Annotated in this window: 24 protein-coding genes and 1 pseudogene; 16 read left to right on the forward strand and 9 right to left on the reverse strand. The window is 69.5% G+C overall.

Annotation, left to right across the window (positions count from 1 at the left end):
* The 3 genes and pseudogenes from ACFXAZ_RS33535 to ACFXAZ_RS33545 form a co-directional block, all read left to right on the forward strand.
* A pseudogene (locus tag ACFXAZ_RS33535) lies at window positions 1-74 on the forward strand (PadR family transcriptional regulator); the annotation flags it as partial.
* 198 nt (window positions 75-272) lie between these two features.
* Window positions 273-1,403: a hypothetical protein gene (locus tag ACFXAZ_RS33540; RefSeq protein WP_384598818.1), complete on the forward strand. Its 1,131-nt coding sequence runs from the start codon at window positions 273-275 to the stop codon at window positions 1,401-1,403.
* A gap of 79 nt (window positions 1,404-1,482) precedes the next feature.
* The gene (locus ACFXAZ_RS33545; RefSeq protein WP_384598820.1) at window positions 1,483-3,099 is read left to right on the forward strand and encodes a glycosyl hydrolase; all 1,617 of its coding nucleotides are present in this window, start codon (window positions 1,483-1,485) and stop codon (window positions 3,097-3,099) included.
* 119 nt (window positions 3,100-3,218) lie between these two features.
* Here ACFXAZ_RS33545 and ACFXAZ_RS33550 read toward each other — a convergent pair whose 3' ends face one another.
* The gene (locus ACFXAZ_RS33550) at window positions 3,219-6,227 is read right to left on the reverse strand and encodes a BTAD domain-containing putative transcriptional regulator (RefSeq protein WP_384598822.1); all 3,009 of its coding nucleotides are present in this window, start codon (window positions 6,225-6,227) and stop codon (window positions 3,219-3,221) included.
* Between the two features lie 101 nt (window positions 6,228-6,328).
* Between ACFXAZ_RS33550 and ACFXAZ_RS33555 the strand changes: the two genes are divergently transcribed.
* From ACFXAZ_RS33555 to ACFXAZ_RS33570, 4 genes are all read left to right on the forward strand, one after another.
* Window positions 6,329-7,945 (forward strand): hypothetical protein, encoded by a 1,617-nt coding sequence (locus ACFXAZ_RS33555; protein WP_384598824.1) that lies wholly within the window; start codon window positions 6,329-6,331, stop codon window positions 7,943-7,945.
* A 98-nt stretch (window positions 7,946-8,043) separates the two neighbouring features.
* Window positions 8,044-8,499 (forward strand): hypothetical protein, encoded by a 456-nt coding sequence (locus tag ACFXAZ_RS33560; RefSeq protein WP_384598826.1) that lies wholly within the window; start codon window positions 8,044-8,046, stop codon window positions 8,497-8,499.
* A 205-nt stretch (window positions 8,500-8,704) separates the two neighbouring features.
* Window positions 8,705-9,196 carry an alpha/beta fold hydrolase gene (locus ACFXAZ_RS33565; RefSeq protein ID WP_384598828.1) on the forward strand — a complete coding sequence of 164 codons (492 nt, stop codon included), beginning with the start codon at window positions 8,705-8,707 and terminating at the stop codon, window positions 9,194-9,196.
* Window positions 9,197-9,613: a hypothetical protein gene (locus ACFXAZ_RS33570; protein WP_384598830.1), complete on the forward strand. Its 417-nt coding sequence runs from the start codon at window positions 9,197-9,199 to the stop codon at window positions 9,611-9,613. It abuts the gene before it with no gap.
* Between the two features lie 79 nt (window positions 9,614-9,692).
* Here the strand turns inward: ACFXAZ_RS33570 and ACFXAZ_RS33575 are convergent, their stop codons facing one another.
* Window positions 9,693-9,917, reverse strand: coding sequence for a DUF397 domain-containing protein (locus tag ACFXAZ_RS33575; protein ID WP_384598832.1), 225 nt, complete (start codon window positions 9,915-9,917; stop codon window positions 9,693-9,695).
* Between the two features lie 3 nt (window positions 9,918-9,920).
* Window positions 9,921-11,138: a helix-turn-helix transcriptional regulator gene (locus ACFXAZ_RS33580; RefSeq protein ID WP_384598834.1), complete on the reverse strand. Its 1,218-nt coding sequence runs from the start codon at window positions 11,136-11,138 to the stop codon at window positions 9,921-9,923.
* A 172-nt stretch (window positions 11,139-11,310) separates the two neighbouring features.
* Between ACFXAZ_RS33580 and ACFXAZ_RS33585 the strand changes: the two genes are divergently transcribed.
* Together ACFXAZ_RS33585 and ACFXAZ_RS33590 are read left to right on the forward strand one after the other, a co-directional pair.
* Window positions 11,311-12,210, forward strand: coding sequence for a radical SAM protein (locus ACFXAZ_RS33585; RefSeq protein WP_384598836.1), 900 nt, complete (start codon window positions 11,311-11,313; stop codon window positions 12,208-12,210).
* 958 nt (window positions 12,211-13,168) lie between these two features.
* On the forward strand, window positions 13,169-14,206 hold the full coding sequence (locus tag ACFXAZ_RS33590) for a terpene synthase family protein (RefSeq protein ID WP_384598838.1): 1,038 nt from the start codon (window positions 13,169-13,171) through the stop codon (window positions 14,204-14,206).
* Window positions 14,207-14,697: 491 nt separating this feature from the next.
* On the opposite strand, the gene ACFXAZ_RS33595 is transcribed toward ACFXAZ_RS33590, so the two are convergent.
* The 3 genes from ACFXAZ_RS33595 to ACFXAZ_RS33605 form a co-directional block, all read right to left on the reverse strand.
* Window positions 14,698-14,910, reverse strand: a complete 213-nt coding sequence (locus ACFXAZ_RS33595) for a DUF397 domain-containing protein (RefSeq protein WP_384598840.1) — start codon at window positions 14,908-14,910, stop codon at window positions 14,698-14,700.
* Window positions 14,911-15,105: 195 nt separating this feature from the next.
* The gene (locus ACFXAZ_RS33600) at window positions 15,106-15,318 is read right to left on the reverse strand and encodes a DUF397 domain-containing protein (protein ID WP_384598893.1); all 213 of its coding nucleotides are present in this window, start codon (window positions 15,316-15,318) and stop codon (window positions 15,106-15,108) included.
* A complete protein-coding gene (locus ACFXAZ_RS33605) occupies window positions 15,318-16,157 on the reverse strand; it encodes a Scr1 family TA system antitoxin-like transcriptional regulator (RefSeq protein ID WP_384598842.1) in 840 nt (279 codons plus the stop codon). Before ACFXAZ_RS33605 ends, ACFXAZ_RS33600 begins: the two co-directional genes overlap by 1 nt.
* Before the next feature lie 104 nt (window positions 16,158-16,261).
* Between ACFXAZ_RS33605 and ACFXAZ_RS33610 the strand changes: the two genes are divergently transcribed.
* From ACFXAZ_RS33610 to ACFXAZ_RS33620, 3 genes are read left to right on the forward strand one after another with little or no spacing between them, the layout of a single operon-like run.
* Complete coding sequence (locus ACFXAZ_RS33610) at window positions 16,262-16,516, forward strand: hypothetical protein (RefSeq protein ID WP_384598845.1); 255 nt, start codon at window positions 16,262-16,264, stop codon at window positions 16,514-16,516.
* Complete coding sequence (locus tag ACFXAZ_RS33615) at window positions 16,513-17,055, forward strand: hypothetical protein (RefSeq protein ID WP_384598848.1); 543 nt, start codon at window positions 16,513-16,515, stop codon at window positions 17,053-17,055. Before ACFXAZ_RS33610 ends, ACFXAZ_RS33615 begins: the two co-directional genes overlap by 4 nt.
* Window positions 17,049-17,288 carry a hypothetical protein gene (locus ACFXAZ_RS33620; protein ID WP_384598850.1) on the forward strand — a complete coding sequence of 80 codons (240 nt, stop codon included), beginning with the start codon at window positions 17,049-17,051 and terminating at the stop codon, window positions 17,286-17,288. The genes ACFXAZ_RS33615 and ACFXAZ_RS33620 overlap by 7 nt, the downstream gene beginning before the upstream one ends.
* Window positions 17,289-17,307: 19 nt before the next feature.
* Here the strand turns inward: ACFXAZ_RS33620 and ACFXAZ_RS33625 are convergent, their stop codons facing one another.
* Window positions 17,308-18,048 carry a VOC family protein gene (locus tag ACFXAZ_RS33625; RefSeq protein WP_384598852.1) on the reverse strand — a complete coding sequence of 247 codons (741 nt, stop codon included), beginning with the start codon at window positions 18,046-18,048 and terminating at the stop codon, window positions 17,308-17,310.
* 27 nt (window positions 18,049-18,075) lie between these two features.
* On the opposite strand from ACFXAZ_RS33625, the gene ACFXAZ_RS33630 reads away from it, so the two are divergent.
* On the forward strand, window positions 18,076-18,258 hold the full coding sequence (locus tag ACFXAZ_RS33630) for a hypothetical protein (protein ID WP_384598855.1): 183 nt from the start codon (window positions 18,076-18,078) through the stop codon (window positions 18,256-18,258).
* 28 nt (window positions 18,259-18,286) lie between these two features.
* Here ACFXAZ_RS33630 and ACFXAZ_RS33635 read toward each other — a convergent pair whose 3' ends face one another.
* Window positions 18,287-18,820 carry a GbsR/MarR family transcriptional regulator gene (locus tag ACFXAZ_RS33635; protein ID WP_384598858.1) on the reverse strand — a complete coding sequence of 178 codons (534 nt, stop codon included), beginning with the start codon at window positions 18,818-18,820 and terminating at the stop codon, window positions 18,287-18,289.
* Window positions 18,821-19,030: 210 nt separating this feature from the next.
* On the opposite strand from ACFXAZ_RS33635, the gene ACFXAZ_RS33640 reads away from it, so the two are divergent.
* Both ACFXAZ_RS33640 and ACFXAZ_RS33645 read left to right on the forward strand, forming a co-directional pair.
* Window positions 19,031-20,518: an MFS transporter gene (locus tag ACFXAZ_RS33640; protein ID WP_384598861.1), complete on the forward strand. Its 1,488-nt coding sequence runs from the start codon at window positions 19,031-19,033 to the stop codon at window positions 20,516-20,518.
* Between the two features lie 43 nt (window positions 20,519-20,561).
* The gene (locus ACFXAZ_RS33645; protein ID WP_384598864.1) at window positions 20,562-21,890 is read left to right on the forward strand and encodes an alpha/beta hydrolase-fold protein; all 1,329 of its coding nucleotides are present in this window, start codon (window positions 20,562-20,564) and stop codon (window positions 21,888-21,890) included.
* 52 nt (window positions 21,891-21,942) lie between these two features.
* Here the strand turns inward: ACFXAZ_RS33645 and ACFXAZ_RS33650 are convergent, their stop codons facing one another.
* Window positions 21,943-22,137 carry a hypothetical protein gene (locus ACFXAZ_RS33650; RefSeq protein WP_384598867.1) on the reverse strand — a complete coding sequence of 65 codons (195 nt, stop codon included), beginning with the start codon at window positions 22,135-22,137 and terminating at the stop codon, window positions 21,943-21,945.
* 603 nt (window positions 22,138-22,740) lie between these two features.
* Between ACFXAZ_RS33650 and ACFXAZ_RS33655 the strand changes: the two genes are divergently transcribed.
* A complete protein-coding gene (locus tag ACFXAZ_RS33655; protein ID WP_384598870.1) occupies window positions 22,741-23,658 on the forward strand; it encodes a hypothetical protein in 918 nt (305 codons plus the stop codon).
* The last annotated feature ends 104 nt before the right edge of the window (window positions 23,659-23,762 follow it).

The following is a 23,762-nucleotide window of genomic DNA, read 5'->3' on the forward strand; positions in this document are numbered from 1 at the left end:
CCGGCGAGCAGCCGGCGCGCGGCCAGAAGAAGTCCTACGAGGGACTGCCCGCCGGGCGCGCCGCCAGCGCGCGCGCCCGCCCCCCCCCCCGCGCTCGGGCTGGGGCGCCTCCGGGGGGGGCGACGGCGCGAGCGGGTGGCCGACGGCCCGTTCGGTAACCCGGCATTCCGGATCTGTGACGTTCCGGTCCTCGGCGTCCGGACATTGAACCGATCGCCCGGACCGAGCCGTTGTCGCTCGCGTCGGCACCTCCGGGACGAGAGAGGGACACCGTGGCGGACGACAACGGCAACGGCCCCCGGCGGCGGGGCGGACGGCCCGGCAACCCCGAGGGCACCTGGACGCAGGTGGTGGACCAGGTCTTCCGGCTGCTGACCGCCCTGCGGGACATGCTGCGGGCGCTACGGCGGGGCGACCGCCGCGAGGACGCCGGACGGACGGCCACCGCCGGCACCGGGCCCCTCCGGGACGCACCCGAGCGGCAGCAGGGCGGCCGGGGTCCGCGGGACGAACGCGGGCTGCGGGACGCCGTGGAGGCACTGGACCGGGCCAAGGAGATCATCATGGCTGCCGACGCACAACAGTTTCAGACGGCTCGGGCCCGCTGGGAGCGCCCGGCACCGGACCGGCGGCAGGCGCCACCCCAGGAGGGCGCGCGCTCGGCCGTGCCGGACGCCGCCACCTTCACGCCCGGCGCGGGGTCGGACGTGGACGCCGTCGGCTTCCTGGCGGCGGCTCGGGCGGGGCGGGAGCGCAGGGAGACGGCCGGGGAAACAGCTCGGGAAACAGCTCGGGAGAGGGACGCGGAGAGGCCCGTACCGGCGCCCCCGCCTGTGCCGCCCAAGGTGCCCATTCCCTTGGCCTCCGCCATCTCGCCTGATTCGCCTGTGCCGCCGCCCGTACCTCCGAAGGTCCCCCTCTCCCCCGTCGCCGCGGTCTCCCCCGAGCCGCCCAAGTCCCCCGACCCCCCGGTCGCCCCCGTATCGCCTGTGTCACCCGCCTCCCTCAACTCCCCCACCTTCCCGGTCTCCCCCATCTCCCCCGTATCCCCCGTATCCCCTGTGTTCCCCGTCCCCCCGGAGCCCCCCACCTCCGCCACCTCCGCCACCTCCACCACATCCCCCACCTCCCCGATCTCCCCCGTCTCCCCAGACCCCCCGCGACTCACGACCACCCCCCTCCCCCGCACCTCGGACATAGGGGCGGAGGTCACCTCCGCGCTCTCCCCCGAGGCGCGGCAGTTCCTCAAGGGAGCGTCGCTCGGTTCGCTCAGCGCCCAGGGGACCGACCCCGCCGCCCCCTCCACGACTCCCCGCTCCCGTACCCGCCCCGCGACGCCCGCCCAGGGTGTCCCCGGGGCGCGGAACACGGCGGGCACCCCACGTCGGCCCGGACGCCGTTGACACACACCGCCGTTCGCGGCGGATCCCGCGTCCCCCGGTCGCCGCCCCCCACCATCCGACATACGGAAAGGCACGCTCGATGCGCCGACTGCGCAGACGTACCCAATTGCTGCTCGCATTCCTCCTGGTGATCGTCGGTGTGACAGGGACCGCCGCCGCGATCCAGTGGCAGAAGTCGGACGGGACGGCCATCAACGCCGAGAACGCCTCCGGCGGAGCCGATCGCACGGTGACGTTCCAGAACCGTACGGGCGAACCGCTCTGGGTCGGTGCCACGGTCAACGCCGATGGCTCGGCCGTGCTGACCGGGCTGCCCAAGCTCGACCCGGGGCAGTCCGCGACGATCACGATCCCCGAGAACTCGGGGGCCGGGCACTGGCGCGGCAAGTTCTTCGCCCGCCAGGGCTGCGGCGGGGAGGACGGCTCCACCTTCCACTGCGCGGTAGGTGACTGCGGGCCCTACGCCGACCGCTGCTCGACCGGTGAACAGCCCACCAGCCTGGCCGAGTTCAACTTCGATCCCAAGGACGCGCTGGCGCCCTGGTACAACGTGAGTTACGTCAACGCCGTGTCCGTGCCGATCACCATCACCCCGGACGGGGTGCGGGTGCCGGAGTCGGGCGCGTGCCAGACGATGGGCTGTGCGAAGGACCTGATCTCCGCCTGCCCGGCCGAGAACCTGACCAAGGACCCGGCCACCGGCAAGGCGCTGGTGTGCGTCAATCCCAACCGGGACGCCAAGACGTCCTACAGCGACGCGATCAGCGGGCAGTGCCCGACCGCGTACGCCTGGTCGAAGCAGGACACCGAGCCCGGCAACCAGACGGTCCGCCAGTGCACCGAGTGCACCGGCATGACCGTGGCCTTCGGCACCGGTGCCGCCGCTGCCGCCCCGGTCGAGACCCAGCCGCGCGAGGCCGTGGAGGGGGCGCCCGCCCCCGAGCAGCCCAAGGCGCCGGACCGCGAGGGCACGGGCGCCAAGGGCGTCAGCATCAACCCGGAGCCCGGGATCACCGAGGCGATCGTCGACTCCGGCGCCGCCTGGTACTACAACTGGGCGTCCTCGACGGGTCCGGTCGCCAAGCCGGACGGCGTCGAGTACGTCCCGATGATCTGGGGTTCCGGCTCGGTCACCGACGCCGAACTGAACGCCGCCAAGCAGGAGGGCACCAGCCTGCTCGGCTTCAACGAGCCCGACCACGGCGGCCAGGCCAACATGACCCCCGAACAGGCTCTCGACCTGTGGCCCCGGCTCCAGTCGACGGGGCTGCGCATGGGCGCCCCGGCCGTCGCCGCCAACGCCGATGTGGCGGGCGGCTGGCTGGACCGGTTCATGGCCGGCGCGCAGCAGCGCGGGCTGAAGGTCGACTTCATCCCGGTGCACTGGTACGGCTCCGACTTCGGCCCGGACGCGGTGAACCACCTGCGGGATTACCTCCAGCGGGTGTACGACCGCTACCAGAAGCCGATCTGGCTGACCGAGTACGGCCTGATCGACTGGTCGTCGGGGTCCGCCCGGCTGCCGGGCGAGCAGGAGCAGGCGGCGTTCGTGACGTCGTCGACGCACATGCTGGAGGGGCTGGACTTCGTGGAGCGGTACGCGTGGTTCACGCTCTCCACGGACACCTTCGGGACCGGCCTCTACAGCGGGGCCACCCCGAACGCCTCGGGTCAGGCGTACCGCGCGCTGGGCTGAGCCCGAACGGGCGGGATCGGGGCTGTGGATGCCCGTTTCCGTTGAACCGTCCTCACCTGTACGCCCGTTGTACGGGTGAGGACGGGCCGGGCGTTGACAGGGGGAAGGTGAGAGGCATGTCAGAGACGCTTGAGCCGCTCACGGATTCCCTCGGCGTCCTGGTGCCCGACCCCGGCGAGGATCTCCAGCGCGCGTTCCCAGCTGACCCGGGCCGCGGCCCGGTCGCCGGAGGCCAGTTCCACCTCGCCGAGGTGGGTCAGGGTGTCCGCCTCGCCCCACCGGTTGCCGACGTCGTGGTGGGTCCTGAGCGCCTGGTGGTAGTACTCGATGGCGGTGGCGGGCCGGTCGAGCCCCGCGTGCACGGTGCCCAGGAGGTCCAGGACGACCCCCTCGACCCAGCGGTTGTCCTCGGCGCGCAGCACCTCCAGGGCTTCCCCGAGACACTCGACGGCCTCGGTGGATCTGCCCTGCCGCTGGTAGGCGTCACCGAGGTTGGCGAGGGCGATGCCCACGGCCCAGGCGTTGCCCAGATACCGGCTGAGGGCCAGCCCGCGGCGGATGTACTCGACGGCCTTGCCGAGCCGTCCGGCCCGCAGATGGGCGTCGCCGAGATTGCCGACGGTGGACGCCCGCCCCGGTACGTCCCCGACCTCGCGGAAGGCGCGCATCGCCAGCAGCAGATGCTGGACGGCCTCGTCGTAACGGCCACCGGCACGCAGCGCGGCGGCCAGGTCCATGAGGGCGCGGGCCTCACCGGCCCGGTCGTGCGCGGCACGTACGGCGGCCAGGCCGGTGCGGGTGGTGTCCAGCCAGTCGGTGTGGTGGCTGCGCAGATAGAAGAACCCCCACAGCACGGCGGGCAGCCGCCAGGCGATGCCGGACCGGCCGGTCGCGGCGGCCTGGTGCACCGCGCCGACGAGGTTGGCCCGTTCGTCCTCGCACCACCGCAGCGCCTGCTCGTGGCTGCCGAACTCAAGGGCATGGCACCCCGGGGGCGGTGGGTCGAGCCGGACGCGGGGCCGCTTCGGGGTGAGGTGGGGGTAGGCGGCGTCGGCGGTGTGCAGATACCAGGCCAGCAGCCGCTCACCCGCCCGCTCACGCTCCTCGTCGCTCTCCTCGGCGGTGACCCGTTCGGCGGCGTAGACCCGCAGCAGGTCGTGCGGGGCGTAGCGGCCGGGGACGTGCTCGGTGAGCAGATGTGCCCGGGTCAGTTCGGCGAGCAGCCGCCGGTTCTCCTTGACGGGGAGCCCGGTGAGGGCCGCGGCGGCGGGCGCGGACAGATCGGGTCCGCGGTGCAGCCCCAGCAGCCGGAACAGCCGCGCGGCCGGGGCGGACAGCGCTTGGTACGACCACGAGAACACCGCCCGTACATCGGTGCTCAGATCCTCACCGGCCGCGAAGGCGTCGAGGCTGCCGTGACTGCCGCGCAGTTCCTCCGCGATGGCGCTCAGCGGAAAACCCGGGTGGGCGGCGGCATGGGCGGCGACGATGGCCAGCGCCAGCGGCAGCCTGGCGCACCGCGCGACGATCTCCTCGGCCGCGTCGGGTTCCGCCGCCAGCCGTTCGCCACCGAGCCGGCGGGCCAGCAGGTCGTGCGCCTCGGCCGCGGTGAGCTGGTACAGCGTCAGTGGATGCGCTCCCTCGCCCACCACCAGGCCGGTCAGCTGGTTGCGGCTGGTGACGATGACCAGGCAGCCGCGCGCGCCCGGCAGCAGCGGGCGGACCTGCTCGGTGTCCCGGGCGTTGTCCAGCAGGATCAGCATCCGGCGCCGGTCCAGCAGGCTGCGGTAGAGCGCGGCCTGAGCGCCGAGACCGGCGGGTATCTGCTCCGGGGGGACGCCGAGCGCGTCCAGGAAGACCCGGATGGCGGCGCTGGGCGCCACGGCCGCGCCCGTCGGGTCGAAGCCGCGCAGATTGATGCAGAGCTGCCCGTCCGGGAACCGGTCGGCGACCTCGTGCGCCCAGTGCACGGCCAGCGCGGTCTTGCCGATGCCCGCCATGCCCCCGATCGCGCTGATCACCACGGTCGAGGGAACGCCCCCGCGCTTGGGCAGCAGCGCCCGTACGCGGTCGAGTTCGGTGTGCCGGCCGACGAAGGTGACGAGGTCGGCGGGGAGCTGGGCGGGGCGGGGGGTGTGGGGGGCACTCGGGGGCGCGGGCTCGGGCGCGGGCGCGGATGTGACCGTGGGCGCGTCCTCGATCTCGGGCGCGTGCTCGGTCTCGGGCGCGGTCTCGGGCGCGGTCTTGGTCTCGGGCGCGTGCTCGGGGAGAGGGACGGCCGCCGCCTCCGGAGAGTCCCCGGCGACTCGGAGGTCGGGCCGGGAGCCGGTGGCCCGCGACATGTCCGCCGCCAGCGACTCGTCCGCCGCGAGGATGCGTTCGTGGAGTTGCTGGAGGGCCGCGCCGGGTTCGATGCCCAGTTCGGTCATCAGGGTGCGCCAGGTCCGGCGGTAGACGGCGAGCGCCTCGGCCCGCCGCCCGGACCGGTACAGCGCGAGCATGAGCAGCCGCACCGGTTCCTCGCGCAGGGGATGGTTACCGGCCAGCGACATGAGTTCGGGGATCACCTCGCCGTGCCGCCCGAGTTCGACATCGATGTCCCAGCGTGTCTCCAGCGTGGCCAGCCGCAGCTCGTCCAGCCGGGAGCGCTCGGACTCGGCGGCGGCGCCGGGAAGTCCGGCCAGCGCCGTGCCCTGCCAGGCGCCGAGCGCGGTGTGCAGCAGTTCGGCGGCGGCGGATGTCTCCCCGGTGGCGCGCAGCCGCCGCGCCTGGGCGACCTGCCGCTCGAACACGGCGAGATCGAGGGCGTCCGCCCCGAACCGGGCCAGATACCCATCCCCGACGGAGACGATCACCGGTACGGCACCGTCCGCGTCCCGCCCGGGATCGAGCACCTTGCGCAGCCGTGACACATAGGTCCGCAGAACCGATACGGCAGCGGCGGGCGGCTCGGCGCCCCAGACGGCGTCGAGGAGTTCATGGAGGGTGACGGGGCGCCCCCGGCGGATCAGCAACGTCGCCAGCACCACGCGTTGCTGCGGCGAACCGAGATCCAGTTCCCGTCCACCTCGCCAGGCCCGGACCGGTCCCAGCACGGCGAAACACACCAACTCTTCCCGGGCCTTCACGCGCCGAACTCTACCGACCCGCTCCGCGCATTGAACCGTTGGGCGTGCGGGGGCCGTTGCGCTAGCGCGGAGGACGTAGGACGGAAAAGAAGGGATGGCGCATGAGCCGGGGTGAAGAGAACGATCAGCCGATCACGGGGGACGACCACTTCGCGGTGGTGATCTCCGGCGACGGCTCCGCCGCGATCGACGGCGTACCCGTACGGATGGCGGCCGGACAGGAACCGGACGCCGCGATCCTGGACGCGCTGCACACGCTGGCCCGCACCCGCGCCACCACGGTGACCGCCACCATCTCCGACCCGTCGGCGGCGTACGTGGCCCACATCGAGGTGGCCCCCGACGGTTCGAGCAGACTCCTGGAACAACGGGAGACACCGGTCGGCGTGGTCGACGTAGCGGTGGCGGACGACGACGAGGACGACGAGGCCGAGGCCGACGAGAGGGAAGCGGTCGTACTGGAGAAGACGGCACCCGGGAGGGCCGCCTCCTTCGAGGACGATGAAGACGACGAGGACGACGAGGACGACGAGGACGACGAGGGGAACGAGGAGGACTTCGACGAGGCGTCGTACACCCTCCCGGAACCCCCGCCCCCGCCACCCCCCGTCTCGGCCCGGACCGGCGACGTAGACCCGGCCGACGACGAGGAAGACGAGTACGAGTACGAGAACAAGGACGAGTACGAGGACAAGGAGTCGGACGGGGACGAGGAGTCGGACGAGGACGACGACCGCGACCCTCCCCCACCCCCGTCCCTGAACCGCACCCCTGCCCCTACCCCTGCCCCTCCTCCCCCCTTGATCAGAAGGCTCGACCGCAGGAACGGGTCGTCCCGTCAGTCGGACGACGAGTACGCGCCCGCGGGGCTGCTCCAGCGCCCGTTGGTGGTGGCTCCGGCGGCGCTGGCCGTGGCCGGGATCGTGGTCGTGTCGCTGGTGGTGCTGGGCAGCAGCGATTCGGGCGGCGACTCGCAGCAGGCATCGTCCAATTCGAGTACGCGGCTGACCGAGAGCCCGACGAAGGAGCCGCCCGCGCCGACCTACTCGGTGTCGATCAGCCCGCCATCCGAGTCGCCCTCGCCCTCACCCTCGCTCTCTCCCTCGCCTTCGCCGTCATCGAGCGCGAAGGCGAAGAGCGTCGGGGCCAATACGAGTCCGGAGCCGCGGTCCGAGGTGACCACGGTGACGGAGACGCCGCCGCGCAGTGTGGAAACGGTGACGCAGAAGCCGGCGGCCGACACGGCGGGCAGCGCGGTGCGGCGGCTGGCGGAGAGCGACCCCGGCGGGCGGCACATCTGCTACCGCGCGTATGTGTCGGGGCAGGGCTGGCAGAAGCCGGTGTGTGACGGAACGCTGGCCGGGACGACGGGCCAGGACAAGGCGATCAGGGCCCTGAACATCGCGGTGTACGGCGCCAATGGCTCGGCCGCCAACGCCTTCCAGCACAACCCCGACTCGACCAACGGCGAGGGCAAGTGGGCACCGAACTGGACGGCCGTGACGGGTGACGGCAAGGACATCTACATCGGGAAGACGTCCGGCCCGTACATGACCGGCTTCGCGATCAATGTCGGCAGCGGCAAGATCTGCCCCTCCGCCAAGGTCCGCGGCTATGACTGGGGCAGCCAGGGCTGCGCCGACCCACGCCCCGCCTACATCTTCGGCGGCACCCTGGAGAACACCCGCTTCCTGGAAGCGGTCAAGTTCACGGTGTGACCCGATGCCGGGATTCGCCGCCCGCTCCTCCCGGGTACCCCCTACCGTGGGTGAGCACAGGACAACAGACGGACACCGGGAATACCTGAGGGGGCCCTGTGGAAGCGGAACTGCTGACACTGGTCGGGACCGGGGCGAGCACGGTCGTCGCGCTGATGGTCACGGACGCGTGGGAGCGCGGGAAGCAGCAGATCGTACGGCTCTTCGCGCGCGGCGACGACCAGGACCCGGACACCGTGGCCGGGGAGCTGGAGGAGACCCGCGCCACGCTGGTCCCGACGGCGGACACCGCGTACGACGAGGAGGTCACCGCCGAACTGACGGCGGCGGTACGGCGACGGCTGCGCGAGCTGCTGGAGCGGGACCCCGGCGCGGTCGAGGAACTCCGCCGGCTGGTGGCGGAGTTCGCCCCGGCACCGAAGCCGGACACACCCGGCGCCGTGTACAACAACATCACGGGCGGCACGCAGCTCGCCCCCGTGGTGCAGGGGCAGACTTTCAACGGGCTGACGTTCCACGTCTCCACGGACACCGGGCCGCCCCGAACCGACTGACCGACCGAGCCCCACGACCCGGTTCCCCGCCCACGGCGTCACCGAGGAATCCGAAACACGCCAGGTAGTGGAACAGTTGGATAGGGACCGACCGGCGTTAACATCACTATCGAAATCCAAGCGGAGGTGCCCTTTGGCGGCACCAAGCGAACCCGAGTCGAACCGATCGGTGCCCAGCAGACAGATTGCCACGGAAGGGTTTGCGATGACATCGCCTTTCGGTTCTGATCCCTACGGCGAAAAAAAATACGCCGTTGTCGACGGGCGCCGGATGGCGTACATCGAATCAGGCTCCGGAGCACCGATCGTATTTCTGCACGGAAATCCGACCTCTTCCTATCTGTGGCGCAACGTCATGCCACATCTGGAAGGACTCGGCCGCCTCATCGCATGCGACATGATCGGCATGGGAGATTCCGAGAAGATCCACCCATCCGATGCGGATACCTACACATACAAACAACACAGGAAGTATCTTTTCACCCTTTTCGACCAGCTGAACATCAAGAGCGATGTCGTCCTGGTGGGGCACGACTGGGGCGGCGTCCTGGGCTTCGACTGGGCCAACCACAACCGTGACCGCGTGGCCGGGATCGCCTACATGGAAACGATCGTAACGCCGTTGACGTGGGACGATTTCAAGGTGCCAGAAGGACGAAAGGCATTCGAGAAGCTACGATCGGCGGCCGGAGAATAGATGATCCTGGCCGACAATTTCTTCGTCGACACCTATATGCCGACCGGAATTCTTCGACAGTTGGACCCCGAAGAGACCGCGGCGTACGCCAGGCCGTTCTCCACCCCAGGAGAAGACCGCCGCCCGACCCTCACATTCCCTCGCCAGATCCCGATCGACGGACATCCGTCCACCGTCTTCGAGCTGGTCGACGCCTACGGGACCTGGATGGCCGGCTGCGACATTCCCAAACTCTTCATCAACGCGGACCCCGGCGGCCTGCTCACGGGAAGACCCCGCGAGTTCTGTAGGACCTGGCCCCATCAGACCGAAGTAACCGTGTCTGGAAAGCATTTCGTGCAGGAGGACAGCCCCGACGAGATCGGCCGGTCGCTCCGCACGTTCGTGGAGGGACTCCCAGGGTCTCGCGGGCACTGACCCCTTGAGGACGCGGTAGCCCAGGCCCCGCCGCCCGAAGGATGGGAATCGGCGGGGCCCGGCGTTGTGTGGTGCGGTTCTAGAGATCGACGGACCGGGCGAGCGCGACCAGCCCGGCGAACGCGCGAACGGAGACGGTCAGCACGGGGCCGCCCATGCGCTTGCTGTCCCGGACGGGGACCATGCCGGTAGCGGTCCCGTGCTCGGGGGCCCACTCGACGCAAGACCCGCCGTTCTGTGTGCTGTAGGAGGACTTGACCCAGCGCAGCGAGGGAGAGTTGGTCGCGGCCTTCTGCAACGCCACCCTTCAGGCTGCCGGGTGCTCGGCGAGCAGCGCAGCGACTTCTGGCACGTCCGCGTATTCCTGCAACCGGCCGAGAATGACGCGAACCCGCTCCGCCACCCTTTCCGACAGCATGTCGGATCCAAGGGAAATAACGCGCTCGGCTACTGCTGCCGCCTCTTCCGGCTCGTTGGCGTCAGCCAGAGCTACGGCCAGCCAGGAGAGGTACAGCGCCATTTCCCGTGTGTGCGTGGCGTCATAGTCGCTGAGCACCTCCCGGAGCAAGGGCACGGCGCGTAAGGGCCGGTGAAGCTCCGTGTAGACCCTGGATTCCATGACCCGGAGTTCGCCGACGTCGACCCAATACAGGTAGGCGGGTGATTCCGTGCCATCGCTGTCTTCGCTGAGGGCTTGTCCGGCTTCCCCCAGCGCGCGCATGGCCTGTTGCCCGTTCTCCGCTCCTCCGGCTTTCGTGTGAGCCCATGCCACACGGTCCAGATACAGCGCGCGGGCTTTCGGAGGTGCTTCGGCCCGCGCGTCCCGGAACGCCGCCTGAGCCAAGATGAGCCCTTCGGATTCCCGCCCCGTGTTGCTCATTTGATAGGCGAGAGATCCGGCGAGATTCCCGGCAAGGGTATGGTCCTCCGCCAGCCGTGCAGCGCTGATCCCTAGCCGATAGATGCGCTCTGCCTCTTCATGCCGTCCGGCGTCACTGGCAATCCATCCGGAGATCTGCGCCAACTCCCCGACCTGCCGAAGGAGTTGCCGCCCCACTTCGGGGGTGTGCGTGCTCTCTCGGTACAGCCTCACTACGCGCCGAAGGTCCCGAAGTGCCGGGCGGATCAGGTCCCCGCCCGCCAGCACGTCATCAGCCAGCCTGAGCCCATGTACCCGTTGCTGTAGTTCATCCACAGTGCCCATTCCGACACGTCTCCCTTTGCCGCCTTCCAGTGGGATTAGCGGATCCTCGTCGGGCAGGAAGTCAGCCAGGGTCGGCAAAGAGGGCTCAGCGGGTCTGTGTGGGGCGGTAAGGGCATCCACTGTCACGCCCAGCGCGGCGCCGAGAGACGGCAGCCATTCTCGGGGCATGCGCTTGCCCGTCTCCCACCGGCTGACCTCTTGTCGCCCGACCGGCTCGCCGGCTACTCGCGCTACCCGGCAAACCTCCCGTGCAAGGCGTGCCTGACTCCACCCCCGCTCTTCGCGGAGTCGCCGGATGTTGGCCCCGATGCCGCTGCCCATGCCCCAATTCTGGCCGACAGGGGGCCTACAGGGGGCCGCTAGTCGGTGATCGATTCAGGGGAGACGCTGTGCCGCATGACCGAGCGGACTGGCGCGGCATCCCGAGGAGCGCGGTTGATCAGCGTCGCGCTTACCCCATGAATCAGAACTCCACACCCGCAAGGAGTCTGCAATGAGTACTGTCCAAAGCTCCCTCACGTTCGCGTGGTTGGAGGTGACAGGGTTGTGCAATGAGTTCTGCGATCACTGCTACGCGGACTCCTCACCCAAGGGAACGCACGGCACCATGACCGTGGAGGACTGGATGCGTGTCATCGATCAACTCGCCGAGATCGGTGCTGCTGACGTTCAATTCATCGGTGGCGAACCGACCCTGCACCCAAACCTTCCGGCGCTGATCCGACACGCGCACAGCTCCGGCCTGTCCGTCGAGATCTTCTCCAACATGACCCACATCCGGGACGACCTGTGGCAGGCGTTCACGGACTGCGGGGTCAAAATCGCCACGTCGTACTACTCCGACACGGCGGAGGAACACGACACAGTGACCCGGCTCCGTGGTTCCCACAAACGGACCCGCGCGAACGTGCAGAAGGCGCTGAGCCTCAATATCCCGCTTCGCGGCGGGATCGTCGCGGTCCGGGAAGGTCAGCGCGTCCAAGAGGCGGCAGAAGACCTTTCGGCGCTCGGGGTCGGCATGGTCGGCGGTGACAAGACCCGGGCATTCGGTCGGGCGAGTAAGGGCGCTGCCCCGACCATCAGTTCCCTGTGCGGGCACTGCGCCCATGAGAAATGTGCCATCGGTCCGACCGGCGACGTGTGGCCATGCGTTCTCGGCCGATTCCTGAGCATCGGGAATGTGCTGAGTTCACCCCTCTCCAAGATTTGGGGCGGGGATCAGTTGGCGGAGGTAGTCGCGCGTATCACAGCCGAGCACGGAGAAGGCGCACAGTCCTGTACTCCGCCTCAGTTCCTGCCTATGTGCGGACCGTGTGGTCCGTGTGTTCCCTCGGTCGGACACTGTGACCCCAGGGAGGCAGACAACGCCGCTACGATCGGCTCACCGGCCTGACTTGCTGCGATCATGGGGAGCGCACAAATGAACGATCATGGGGACGACTTCGGGGTTTGGGGATGGGAGAGCGAAAGCAGCACCGCACAACGAACCGAAGAGGAATGGGCCACGATTGCCCGCTACATTCGGCATGCGGCAAACAAGGTCGGACCCGATCTCCCACTGTGTCTCCCCGGCGAGCCCCGGGAATGCGGGCGGACCGCTCAGCAACACGTGTTGGCGTGGGCCGCTCACCTCAAGGCCGTGGCGCATCACCTGATCGAGCAATCCACCCCCAGCGCGGCAAGGGGGGCGTTCGCAGCCGGGCCCCTGTACCAACGGCGGCTGGCTGAGCTTCGCGCCCAGAGCACCCACGTGCATGCCTCACACTGACCAGCCCAGCCACTGACCAGCCGAACCCCGCCGCCCGGAGGACGGGAATCGGCAGGGCCCGGTGTTGCGCGTGCGGTTTCTACAGGTTGACGGACCGGGCGAGCGCGATCAGTCCGGCGAACGCGGAGACGGAGACGGTCAGAACGGGGCCGTCGCTGCCGTGCCGAACGACGAGGTTCACAAGCACACAAGGTGGCGGCGCGCGCACCACATTGGCGGCGGTGAGTCTCTTTCGGGCCGGGACTGCCAGTGGTGAACTGAACTGCATCCGGACGCAGTTCGACCCGAGACGGACCGTCGGTGTATCCGGGTGTGAGCTGGTTGGGCGGTGATCCGACCCCGGCGGAAGCAAGGCTTTCCCATCCCCAGCGCCTGGTCCAGGGGGGCACGGGCCACCGGCCGGCCGCCGCCGATCGACCTTCTCGTCCGTTGCGGGGGCACCCAACGCCTGTCCGGGTACGCCGCGTGGGACGCACTTCTGCGACAAAGCCGTGGGGCGACTTCGAACGAGGAGACCTCCACTCGGCCCTGACAGCCACGCGGCACGACAGCGCCGCTTCGACCACTAGCGGGAAGGAAGACCATGAACGACTCCGAAGAGTTGCGCGGGCTGGTCATGCCCGAGCTGTATCTGCCGATGCCGCCGCACGAGCCCAATCCGTCCTACCGGCAGGCCTATGACGCAATGTGGGAGTGGGTCGACTCCTTTGAGCTGTTCACCGATGCCAAGGCGTGGGAAGTGGGGGGAGGGCGGCTGGCGTACACGACAGCGCTCGCCCATCCCTGGGCCAGTCCTGAGCGGCTGATCACCGCCGCCTGTGTGTTCGCTTACGCGTACTGGATCGATTTGGAGCTGAGCGAGGGCGCCGCGTCGGGGGACTTCCGACGGTGCGGAGAGGTGGTCGACCCGCTTGTCGAGGTGATCAACGGAGGGGAGCCGAAGAGCCGGCAGGCCGAGGCACTGGCCGATGTCCTGACCCGGATGGAGGCGGGGCGCTCACCGGGATGGGTGAAGAGGTACCGGCAGTCCTGGGAGGACAACTTCGTCGCCAACTTCCGGGAATGCGTGGTGAAGCACACCGGGTCCGGACTCACGCTCGCGCAGTACCCCGATCACCGGCGCCATTCGTCCCCTACAGCCGTCAGCGTCGATCTCGGTGAGTACGGACTCGACATCGACGTACCCGAGACGGTACGCAGACTACCGGCCTGGCACCAGCTTCGGCTGGCCGTCGTCGACCATACGGGGTTCTCCAACGACCTGATCGGCTTCTCCCGTGAACTGTCGACCTCGGACCCCTACAACGGGGTCCTGATCCTGCGGAAGGAACGCGGCTGCTCGTTGCAGGAGGCCGCTGACGCCTTCAACGACGAGGCCGTGACTGTCGCCATGCGGCACGCCGTGACCGCTCACGGCAAACTTCCCCGTGAGCTGGAGTGCGTGACGGACGACGAGCGTGTCCGTCGTGACGCGATGCGCTTCGCCGACTCGCTCCTGGTCCATATGCGCGGCATGGCGGACGCCCAGCTGTCCTCCGCCCGGTTCTCGGGCCCCGGGTTCGAGACGCCCCCGCGACCCCGACCGCCGTCGGCAGAGGGTACGAGAGCCGAACCGGGCTGACCTGTCCCGTCTCATTCGATCAAACGGACCCGCGCGAACGTGCAGAAGGCACTCAGCCTCAATATCCCGCTTCGCGGCGGGATCGTCGCGGTCCGGGAAGGTCAGCGCGTCCAAGCGGCGGCTGAAGACGGAGATAGTTGCCCACATCACGGCCGAGCAAGGAGGAGGAATGGGCCACGATTGCCCGCTGCATTCGGCATGCGGCGAACAAGGTCGGCCCCGATCTCCCACTGTGTCTCCCCGGCGAGCCCCACGAGTGCGGGCGGACCGCTCAGCAACACATGTTGGCGTGGGCCGCCGACCTCAAGGGCCGCGGCCCATCACCTCATCGAGCAATCCAAGGGGGGCGTTCGCAGCCGGGCCCCTGTTCCAACGGCGCCTGGCTGAGCTTCGCGCCCAGAGCACCCACGTGCACACCTCACACTGACCAGCCGAGCCTCTCCGCCCGAACGACGGGAATCGGCAGGGCCCGGTGTTGCGCGGTGCGGTTTCTACAGGTCGGCGGACCGGGCGAGTGCGACCAGCCCCGCGAACGCGGAGACGGAGACGGTCAGAACGGGGCCGCCGTCGCTGCGCTTGCTGTCCCGGATCGGGACCATGCCGGTCATGGGCGCGTTCGCGGGGGCCCACTCGACGCAAGCCCCGCCGTTGTCCACGCTGTAAGAGGACTTGACCCAGTGGATAGGTTCGGTCGTGGTTGGCACGGATACCCCTTCGTACCTCATCGATCACGGCCACCGATGCTGCTTGCAAGACAGCTTCGGTCTGTAGTCGATGGTAGGCACACCCACCAACGGCTGGACCGAACGGAACTCGTATGGCTAGAAGGTGCCCACCGTTGAACGCCAGAGCCCCGCCGTTCCAAAGGAGGGGAAACGGCGGGGCCCGGTGTTGTGCGGTTACAGGTCGACGGACCGGGCGAGCACGACCAGCCCGGCGAACGCGCCCACGGAGACGGTCAGCACAGGGCCGTCCGTGCGCTTGCTGTCCCGGACGGGGACCATGCCGGTAGCGGTCGCATACTCGGGGGCCCACTCGACGCAGGACCCGCCGTTCTGTGTGCTGTAGGAGGACTTGACCCAGCGCAGCGAGGGAGAGTTGGTCGCGGCTATCACATACTTCCCTTTCGTAGCTCTTCGATCATGGCGACCGATTCCGCTTGTGAGGCTGCCTCGATCTGTAGTTGATGGTAGTTCCTCATCAACGGCACTACGGATGACAGCTCACGGTCCAACTGGCTCTGTGTCTGCGACTCGACGTAGGACATCAGGGACCGGTCCGTCATCGTCAGAAGGTGGACCAACCGAATGAACGGCGTCCGTCCCCCCATGGAGAACGGGGCAATCTGGAACGACGTGTTGGGCTCCTTGGCGAACTCGATGAGCCGTGCAAACTGAGCCTCCATGATGGAGGATCCCCCGACAGGTCGGCGGATGCAACTCTCGTCCAGTACGGCAAAGGTGATCGGCGGCGGCGTCCGGACCAAGGCGGCTTGCCTCTCTATCAGGAAGTCAACTCGCTCAACCGCTTGCTCGGGCGTGATGTCACCGCGCTGTACTGAGAAGTCTGCCAACGCCCGTGCGTACTCGTGAGTCTGGAGTGGTCCGGGAATCACTCCCGCTTCGAAGATCCGGATCTCTACGGCCCGACCCTCGTACCCGACGTACTCCGGAAAGCCTTCCAGCAAGCTGCCGTTGTGCATCTCACGCCACTGGCGTTCGAATGTGTCTACCGTACCGGCGAGACCAAAGGCCCTGTCCGCAGCTTTCGCGAAGCGTAAAGATGGCACCTTGCGAGCAGTTTCGACGCCTGAAACATGCCCACTGGTCATGCCCATCGCCGCAGCAAGGTCCTCTTGCCGCCAACCGCGAGCCTCCCGCGAACTGCGCACACGCGCACCGAACGCTGCTTGCGGGCTGCTCTCCGGGTCCAGTTCCTTGCGGTTGACCATCCGACCTCCAACTTACTTCGCCACCACGCCACGTTGAGCAAGTCCCGAGCCTAGGACACTCTGACTCCACCCGGTAGTGGAATCACTACAGAGAGGAGTGGGCCATGCCCGACCGGAACGTACCGGAGCAGCAGCAGGGACCCCAACTCGGCGTCGGTGAGCTCGCGTTCGACACACGAACCAGAACCCTCGGCGTGGTCATGGACACCGGCAACGGCCGCTACTCGCTCCGCCCGCCCAAGGGAGGCATCGAGTGGGACGCGGCCTACGAGGACGTACGGCCGGCGACCGTCACCGACCAGCTCCGGCCCGCCCTCACCGAGGCGAACGCCCGCAGTCGTGGGGACGTGGCCCGGTGAACCCCTCCGGCGGCTACTGGGCCGAGATCACCGCCGAAGGCCATGTCTACGGCCGGAACGAGACCGCCCGGGTCGTCCTCGCCGAGTTCGAGAGCCCCCTCCTGCACACCTGCGCCCACTGGCTCGCCGCCCAGGCCCTCCGCATCGCCGACCGGCTCGACCCCCACCCCGGACAATCGTCCTGGTGCCCCGCCGAAGCGTTACGCCCGGTCACCGAGACCATCACCGAGGCGGAAGGCGACGTACCGACCCTCCTGCGGCACTGGGCGAACTCCCCCGACGAACAGCACGCCGTCATCGCGCAGCTGGAATCCGGCGACCCCTTCGCCTGCATCGCCAGTGACCACAGCGGGCTCTACGTCCTCGCCCTCTGGCCCGTGTCCGCCCCACGTACCCCACCACCCCCGCGCCCCCGCCGCGCACGCCACCGCAAACCACGGCCACGACCCACCCCGCGCAACTGGCGCACCCGCACCCTGGCGCTCATCCGGGACTTCCGCGAAAGCCTCCGTCCCGGCTCCACGGAGACCACATGCTGACCCTCGACCAACTCACCGCCCCACAACCCGGCCCACCCGACCCCGAACACTGCGACTGGTGCCGCGTACTTCGGGACACCCTCCACACCAGAGCCGCACACGGCGACATCAACGGAGTGTGCACCGCACGCGACCTCCGCGCGCTGCACGAGAACCGGGCCCACCAGGGCCGCCCGCACGAGCGGACCCCGAAGGCGGACGCCGTACGCGCCCCGAAGCGGCAGACCTCCTGAGGATCCGGGGGCGGTCCCGTCAAGGCAGGGCGAGGACGCAGAGTTCGTGGCCCTCCGGGTCGGACAGGCAGGTCCATGGGGCGTCGCCCTGGCCGAGGTCGAGGTCGGTGGCGCCGAGGGCCCGCAGCCGGGCCACCTCCGACTCCTTGTCGTCACCGGGGTACGGCATCAGGTCGAGATGGACGCGGTCCGGCACGGCCTTGGCGCCGGGCGTGCGGAGGAACTCCAGATACGGGCCGACCCCCTTGGCGGAGCGCAGTACCGCGTGTTCGCCGGTCACCTCGTGCAGGGTCCAGTCCATCGCCCCGCCCCAGAACCGGGCCATGGCCCGCGGATCCGCGCAGTCGACCACCACCGCGGCGATCGGCCCGGTGTCCCGGTAGATCTCCCGAGGCTCCAGCACACAGAATTCGTTGCCCTCCACGTCGGCCAGATTGACCCACGGGACATCGCCCTGGCCCACGTCGACGGGCGTCGCGCCGAGAGCCGTCAGGCGCTCGACCAGGTCCGCCTGGTGGGCGGCGGAGGTGGTGGCGAGGTCGAGGTGCGTCCGGTTCTTCGTCGGCGTCTTGGCCTCCGGGACGGGAACGACATCGATGCCGACGGTGACCGGGTCCGGCCAGACCAGGTCGCGGGCAGGACCGACATAGGTTGTCACACCGGGGGTGTGAGCGGTCCAGCCGAGCGCCTCCGCCCAGAACCGGCCGACCGCCGAGTGATCAACAGCCTTGATGTTCACTTGAACAGGTCGCAAGGGCATGTCTGCGATCCTAGGACGCCACTTCAGGTGGTGACCGCCCGGTGCAGCGACCCCGACCTGTCGTTCGCGACGGACATCGACCGCGCCCAGGCCCGTGCCAGCCACGAGCACGTCCTGAACCGGTCGGCCACCGTCATCGCCGCCGGTCACTTCACCGGGACCGTGTTCGGACGGGCCACCGGCGAGCAGCCCTTGTGGACGCCCTGCTGATCTGCGGCTCAAGCACGCGCCCACCAGGTCAGCGCCGGGCGCTGTCACCCCCCGGCCTCCGGAACAGCGCCTCCGGTCCGTTCTCCGCGCGCCATTGCTCGTAACGGGAGACCAGGTCGGGGATCTCCGCCCAGAGGAAGGCGTAGAGGTTGTACATCTCGCGGATGCGGGCGCGGGGGGTGTCGGTGAGGGCCGGGTCCGCCAGGGCGTGGTCCAGGAGGTCAAGGATCTCGGAGATATAGCGCTCGCCGTCGCGGTAGACACCGACCCAGGCGTTGGGGGCGATGGTGAAGAGGTCGCGGCGGGTCTCCGGGGAGACCGTGCGTTCGATCAGACCGAGGTTGATCAGCAGGCGGCCCATGGTGGAGACGGTGGCCGCGCTCGCGCCCAGCCGGGTGACCAGGTCCTTGCTGGAGAGCTGAGGCTCCTCGGTGATCAGCAGCAGTCCGAGCATCCGGCCGGCCATCCGGGGCACCTGCCCCTCGAACGCCTGGGCCATCCGGTCGGCGAACTCCAGCTCCGGCTCCGGCTCCGACCTCTGCTTCTTGTCCTCCTTCGGCATGGGCGTGACCTTACCAATCGGAATCCATGAAGGGTATTCCATCACCGATAGATGATCTTCAGAAGATACTGAACGACATTTTTCATTGACTTGATGACGTTCACCTCCCAATAATCGGCGCACCGTGACCGCGGCAGTACCACCCGCGGCTTCCGTCCCGGCCATCCCCGGCCCCAGCCACCCCCCGGTCCACAGCGTCGCGGAGGAAACATGTCCGAGAGACCCTCGACATCGACATCGACATCGAGATCGAGATCGAGATCGACAACGGTGGCAGCCTCATCCGCTCCACCGCCCGGCGGTCGGCACGCCGATCGCTCGGTCATCGCTCTCATCGGCCTGCTGACCGTCGTCATCGGCGCCCTGGAGAGCATGACCATCCCGATCCTTCCGCTCATCCAGGGGGATCTCGGGCTCACTCCGGCCCAGGCCGCCCTGATCCCCAGCACTTTGACCATCGCCGGGGCCCTGGCCACGCCCTTCGTCGGGAGTCTCGCCGACCGGTACGGCGGGCGCCGGGTGCTGGCCGCCGTGGCGGTGCTGGTGGTCGGCGGGGCAGGTGTCTCCGCGTTCGCCGGTACGTTCCCGCTGCTGGTGGGCGGGCAGGCGCTCCAGGGCGTCGGGGTGGGCTTCGTACCGCTCGGGCTCGTGCTGCTGCGGGAACGGTTCGCCGCGCCGAAGCGGTCCGTGGCCGTCGGGTTCGTCGCCGGGATGTTCACCCTGGGCGGGGGCCTGGGGGTCGTTCTCGCCGGGCCGATCGCCGAAGGGCTGTCCTGGCGGTGGATGTTCGGACTTCCGGCCGCGCTGATCGCCTTGTTCGCGGTGATCGCGTACGTGGTGCTGCCGCGCGGGGAGAAGACGGCGGGCGGCGGCCACATGGCGCTGGACTGGGGCGGCGGCGCGCTGCTCGCCGGGGCGCTGTTCTCGCTCATGCTCGCCCTGACCGAACTGCCCGAACGGGGCTGGACCTCCCCCTTCGTCCTGGGCTTCCTCGCCGCCGCGCTCGCCCTGTGCGCGCTGTGGGTGCTGGTCGAACTGCGGGTGCGTGAGCCGCTGGTGGATGTGCGGATGCTCGCCCGGCCCGTGGTGCTCGGCGGCACACTGCTCGCCGTCGTCCTCGGCAGCGGGTACGCGGTCGCCTATCTGGCGATCCCGCAGCTGGTGGTCACGCCGGTGGAGACCGGGTACGGGCTCGGCGGCACGGTCACCGACATCGGGCGGTATCTGCTGCCGGGCGCCGTGATCGCCGCGGTCGCCGGGCCGCTGGCCGGGCTGGCGGGACGGCGGTTCGGCGCGCGGGCCGTGGTGGTCGCGGGGCTGCTGGTCGCCGTGGCCGGTTCGCTCACCGGGGCCTGGCTGCACGATGCGGCCTGGCAGCTCATCCTGGTCTTCGCGCTGCTCGGCGCGGGTGTCGGCGTCGGCCTGACCGCGCTCTACAACGGCATCCTCGACACCGTGGACCCCGCCGAGACCGGCGCCGCGACCGGCATCAACACCGTCGCCCGCTCGATCGGCATCGCCCTGGGCCTTCAGATCTCGGCGGCGGTGATCTCCCGCTCGGCCCATGGGTCGGCGACCGGGCTGCCGACCGAGTCCGGCTACACCAGCAGCTTCCTGGTGGCCGCCGCGATCACCGTCCTGGCCGTGCCGCTGGCCTGGGCGATCCCCCGGTTCCGGCGGGCCGGGTCCGCCCCCTGATCCACCGCCCGCCCGGACCACCGACCTTCCCAGGGAGTCACCCATGACCCGCACGCCCTCCGACACCGCCGCCCGCTCCCTCCTCGGAGCCGTCGCCCGGGACGAACCCGGCGCCCTCGACCGGCTCTCGGCCGCCCTGCGGGAGGCGGGCGGGCCGCTGCTCGCGCCGCTGGCGGGCGGGGGGTGGGCCGTCACCTTCGTCCATCTCGGCCCGGCCGCGCATGTCGAGGTCTCCTCGCAGCTCACCATGGACGCCGAGGGGCGGCCCGCGTCCATGGAGCGGATCGCGGGAACGGACATCTGGCAGCTGACCGTTCCCGTCACCGACGACCGGCTCTCGGTGGTCTACAGCTACTCCGTCGACAACCCCTACGCGACCAAGTCCCTGAGCGAGGTGATGGAGCTGATGCAGGCGGGCGCGTACCAGGACGTCATGGACGCGCATCTGCGCGCGGCCCGCCCCGATCCGTTCAACCCCGATCTGATCGTTTCCGCGCACGCGTCCCTGACCCCGGGCGCCGAACGCACCCATGACTCCGTGCTGACGCTGCCCGGCGCCGACTCCGAGGTCTGGTTCGGGCCCGGCGCGGGCCCCTGTACGGAGCGGGGCACGATCACCGAGCACCGGGTGCCGTCCGCCGTGTTCGGCGACGAACGCGAGGTGGCCGTCCAACTGCCCGCCGGATACCGCGAGGGCGACCGCTGTCCGCTGCTGTTCCTGCTCGACGGCGAGTATCACCTCGACCACTACCCCGAGATCGTGGACAACCTGATCGCGGCCAAGGCCGTCCCGCCGACCGTCGTGGCCTACGTCCGGAACAAGGACGCCATGTCCCGGATGGTGGAGATGTGCTGCAACCCCGATCTCGTACGGCAGTACGCGGACGAGCTGCTGCCCTGGCTGCGCGCCGAGTTCGGGGCGGGCACGGATCCGGCCACCACCGTGGTCTCGGGGGCCAGCTACGGCGGGCTGGCCTCGGCCTGGCTGGCGTATCGGCGGCCGGAACTCTTCGGCGGGGTGCTGTCCCTGTCGGCGTCGTACTGGTGGGGGCTGAAGGACCAGTTCGGCGGGGCGGAGGGGCCGTACGCCATGGGGCGTGACGGTGAGCCGGAGTGGCTGACCCGGCGGATCGCCGCCGGCCCGGACGGGCCCTCGCCGCTCTCCCCCACCCGGTTCTGGATCGCCGCGGGCACGCTGGAGACCCAGCCGCTGCCCGGCGGCATCACCCTGCTGTCCGCCAACCGGCACGCGCGCGATGTGCTCACCGCCAAGGGCTACGACGTCCGGTACGACGAATTCCCCGGCGCGCATGAACAGGCGGGATGGCGGCGGACGTTCGCTCGGGGGCTGCGGTATCTGCTGGGCGGGTGAGTCCGCTCATCTTCGATCAGAGCGTTCGCTCGGACCGGACCCTTGATACGGGTCACATGTCGGCGTCGGCGAGGTCGAGGTCCTCCGGGGACAGGCCGACGGTCACTTCGCCGTCCACGGCGCCGACGGCAAGACCCCGTGGTCCTCCGGCACGGCGGGCAACCCCGGCGCCCAGTTGGTCATCCAGGCCGGTGGCGACGTCATCATCCTCTCGGCGGGCGGGCGGAGCCGGCTGGTCGGCGGGCACCCAGCACCGAGTCACCCAGCACCGAGTCACCCAGGGGCCGTAACGACACAGTCACCCACCCACTAGGAGACATCCCTGAGCACTCCGATGCAGGCGAACCCAATACAGACACACACCAGACGCTCAGCACCATCCTGAGCAGCCACTCCCACGTGCTGAACAACATCTCGACGAACTGCGTCGACACGGACCAGAGCAACCCTTACGCTCGTCAATCTGGCCCGGCTCTACGCCGATCCGCAGTGGTCAGCGGCCGTTGACACTGCTGCGGGAGGTGTTTCCGCAGGACTCAACTCATATGACCGGCATGGGCGAAGCCCATGGTGAGTGGCTGGACAGAACGACGGTCACGGAGCTGGGTACGGCACTGGAACAGCCGTCCACATTGACCCCGACCGAGTACATGGGTCCACGAACCCGCCCGCCTGGGCTTATCGTAGGGACTTAGTGTCTGTAACTGACCCCTAGCACAGCGCCTTCCCACATGACTCGGGAACGAGGCCCTGATGTCAGTTCGGGCAACGGTTCCGTACTATCGGGTCAATCAAGCGTGCCAGGAAGGTTGTGAGCACAATGTCCGAACCCACCACCTCAGTCGCCGGGGTGACTTCACAGTATGCCGCGAAGGTATCGGAGGATCTGGAGCGCAACCTCAGGGAGCAGCAGCGAGTCAGTGCCGACATCGTTGCACTTCAGGAGCAGTTGACTGCCCTGGAGGGCGACCATGTCGTCCTGAACAGCCTCCAGCAGGCGCTCGGTGTGAGTGAGTCTCCCGCCGAGTCCGCCGAGTCCGCCGGGCCGGTCGCGTCGGTGGAGCCCGCGGCGGAGTCAGTGACCGCCCCCGCCGAGGCTGCCACGACCGAGCCCGCCGCCGAGCCCACTGCGGCCGAGTCGGCCGCAGTGGTCCCCGCGCCCCGCAAGAAGCCCGCCAAGGCACCGGCCAAGACGGCGGCCAAGTCGACTACTGCCAAGTCGACTGCCGCCAAGTCGGCGGAGAAGACCACCGCCAAGACCGCCACCAAGACGGCCGACAAGCCGGCCGACAAGCCGGCCGACAAGGTGACTGACAACGCGGCCGACGAGCCGGCCGACAAGCCGGCGGCCGAGAAGCCCAAGGCCAAGAAGGCGGCGCCCGCGAAGAAGGCCGCCCCGGCCAAGAAGGCCACCCCGGCCAAGAAGACGGCCCCGGCCGCCAAGTCGACGCCGGCCACGAAGGCCGCGGAGAACGGCGCCGCGTCACCCGCCGCCGCGCAGGGCACGGCGGACACCGCCGCCGCGCAGCCCACCTTGGTCCAGCTCATCCGCGAGCACCTCTCGGGTCAGCAGGAGCCGCGCTCGGCGGCCGAGATCACCGGGGCACTGGGTGAGCAGCACCCCGACCGCACGGTGAAGATCACCGTCGTACGCACCACGCTGGAGGGTCTGGTCGCCCGCAGTCAGGCGCAGCGCAGCAAGCAGGGTTCGTCGGTCTTCTACACCGGTCCGGCGGAGGCGGAGACCGCCGCCCAGCCGACCGCCTGAGTCCGGCTCACCCCGGGCAGGCCGCCGGGGTGACTCCTTCGAGTGGAACAACTGCCCGGGCCCCGGCCCCGGCAGGCTGACAGGTGCGGTGCCCAGGCCGGTCC

Origin of the sequence: Streptomyces sp. NPDC059477, assembly GCF_042749375.1 — a bacterium.
In the GTDB taxonomy this organism is placed as follows: domain Bacteria; phylum Actinomycetota; class Actinomycetes; order Streptomycetales; family Streptomycetaceae; genus Streptomyces.

Excerpts from the sequence above, each read along its gene's own strand:
- ACFXAZ_RS33645 (WP_384598864.1), top strand. The coding sequence starts at position 20,562 with ATGACCCGCACGCCCTCCGACACCGCCGCCCGCTCCCTCCTCGGAGCC.
- ACFXAZ_RS33570 (WP_384598830.1), top strand. The coding sequence starts at position 9,197 with ATGATCCTGGCCGACAATTTCTTCGTCGACACCTATATGCCGACCGGA.
- ACFXAZ_RS33580 (WP_384598834.1), bottom strand. The coding sequence starts at position 11,138 with ATGGGCAGCGGCATCGGGGCCAACATCCGGCGACTCCGCGAAGAGCGG.
- ACFXAZ_RS33620 (WP_384598850.1), top strand. The coding sequence starts at position 17,049 with ATGCTGACCCTCGACCAACTCACCGCCCCACAACCCGGCCCACCCGAC.
- ACFXAZ_RS33610 (WP_384598845.1), top strand. The coding sequence starts at position 16,262 with ATGCCCGACCGGAACGTACCGGAGCAGCAGCAGGGACCCCAACTCGGC.
- ACFXAZ_RS33640 (WP_384598861.1), top strand. The coding sequence starts at position 19,031 with ATGTCCGAGAGACCCTCGACATCGACATCGACATCGAGATCGAGATCG.
- ACFXAZ_RS33585 (WP_384598836.1), top strand. The coding sequence starts at position 11,311 with ATGAGTACTGTCCAAAGCTCCCTCACGTTCGCGTGGTTGGAGGTGACA.
- ACFXAZ_RS33545 (WP_384598820.1), top strand. The coding sequence starts at position 1,483 with ATGCGCCGACTGCGCAGACGTACCCAATTGCTGCTCGCATTCCTCCTG.
- ACFXAZ_RS33605 (WP_384598842.1), bottom strand. The coding sequence starts at position 16,157 with ATGGTCAACCGCAAGGAACTGGACCCGGAGAGCAGCCCGCAAGCAGCG.
- ACFXAZ_RS33635 (WP_384598858.1), bottom strand. The coding sequence starts at position 18,820 with ATGCCGAAGGAGGACAAGAAGCAGAGGTCGGAGCCGGAGCCGGAGCTG.
- ACFXAZ_RS33590 (WP_384598838.1), top strand. The coding sequence starts at position 13,169 with ATGAACGACTCCGAAGAGTTGCGCGGGCTGGTCATGCCCGAGCTGTAT.
- ACFXAZ_RS33565 (WP_384598828.1), top strand. The coding sequence starts at position 8,705 with ATGACATCGCCTTTCGGTTCTGATCCCTACGGCGAAAAAAAATACGCC.
- ACFXAZ_RS33555 (WP_384598824.1), top strand. The coding sequence starts at position 6,329 with ATGAGCCGGGGTGAAGAGAACGATCAGCCGATCACGGGGGACGACCAC.
- ACFXAZ_RS33625 (WP_384598852.1), bottom strand. The coding sequence starts at position 18,048 with ATGCCCTTGCGACCTGTTCAAGTGAACATCAAGGCTGTTGATCACTCG.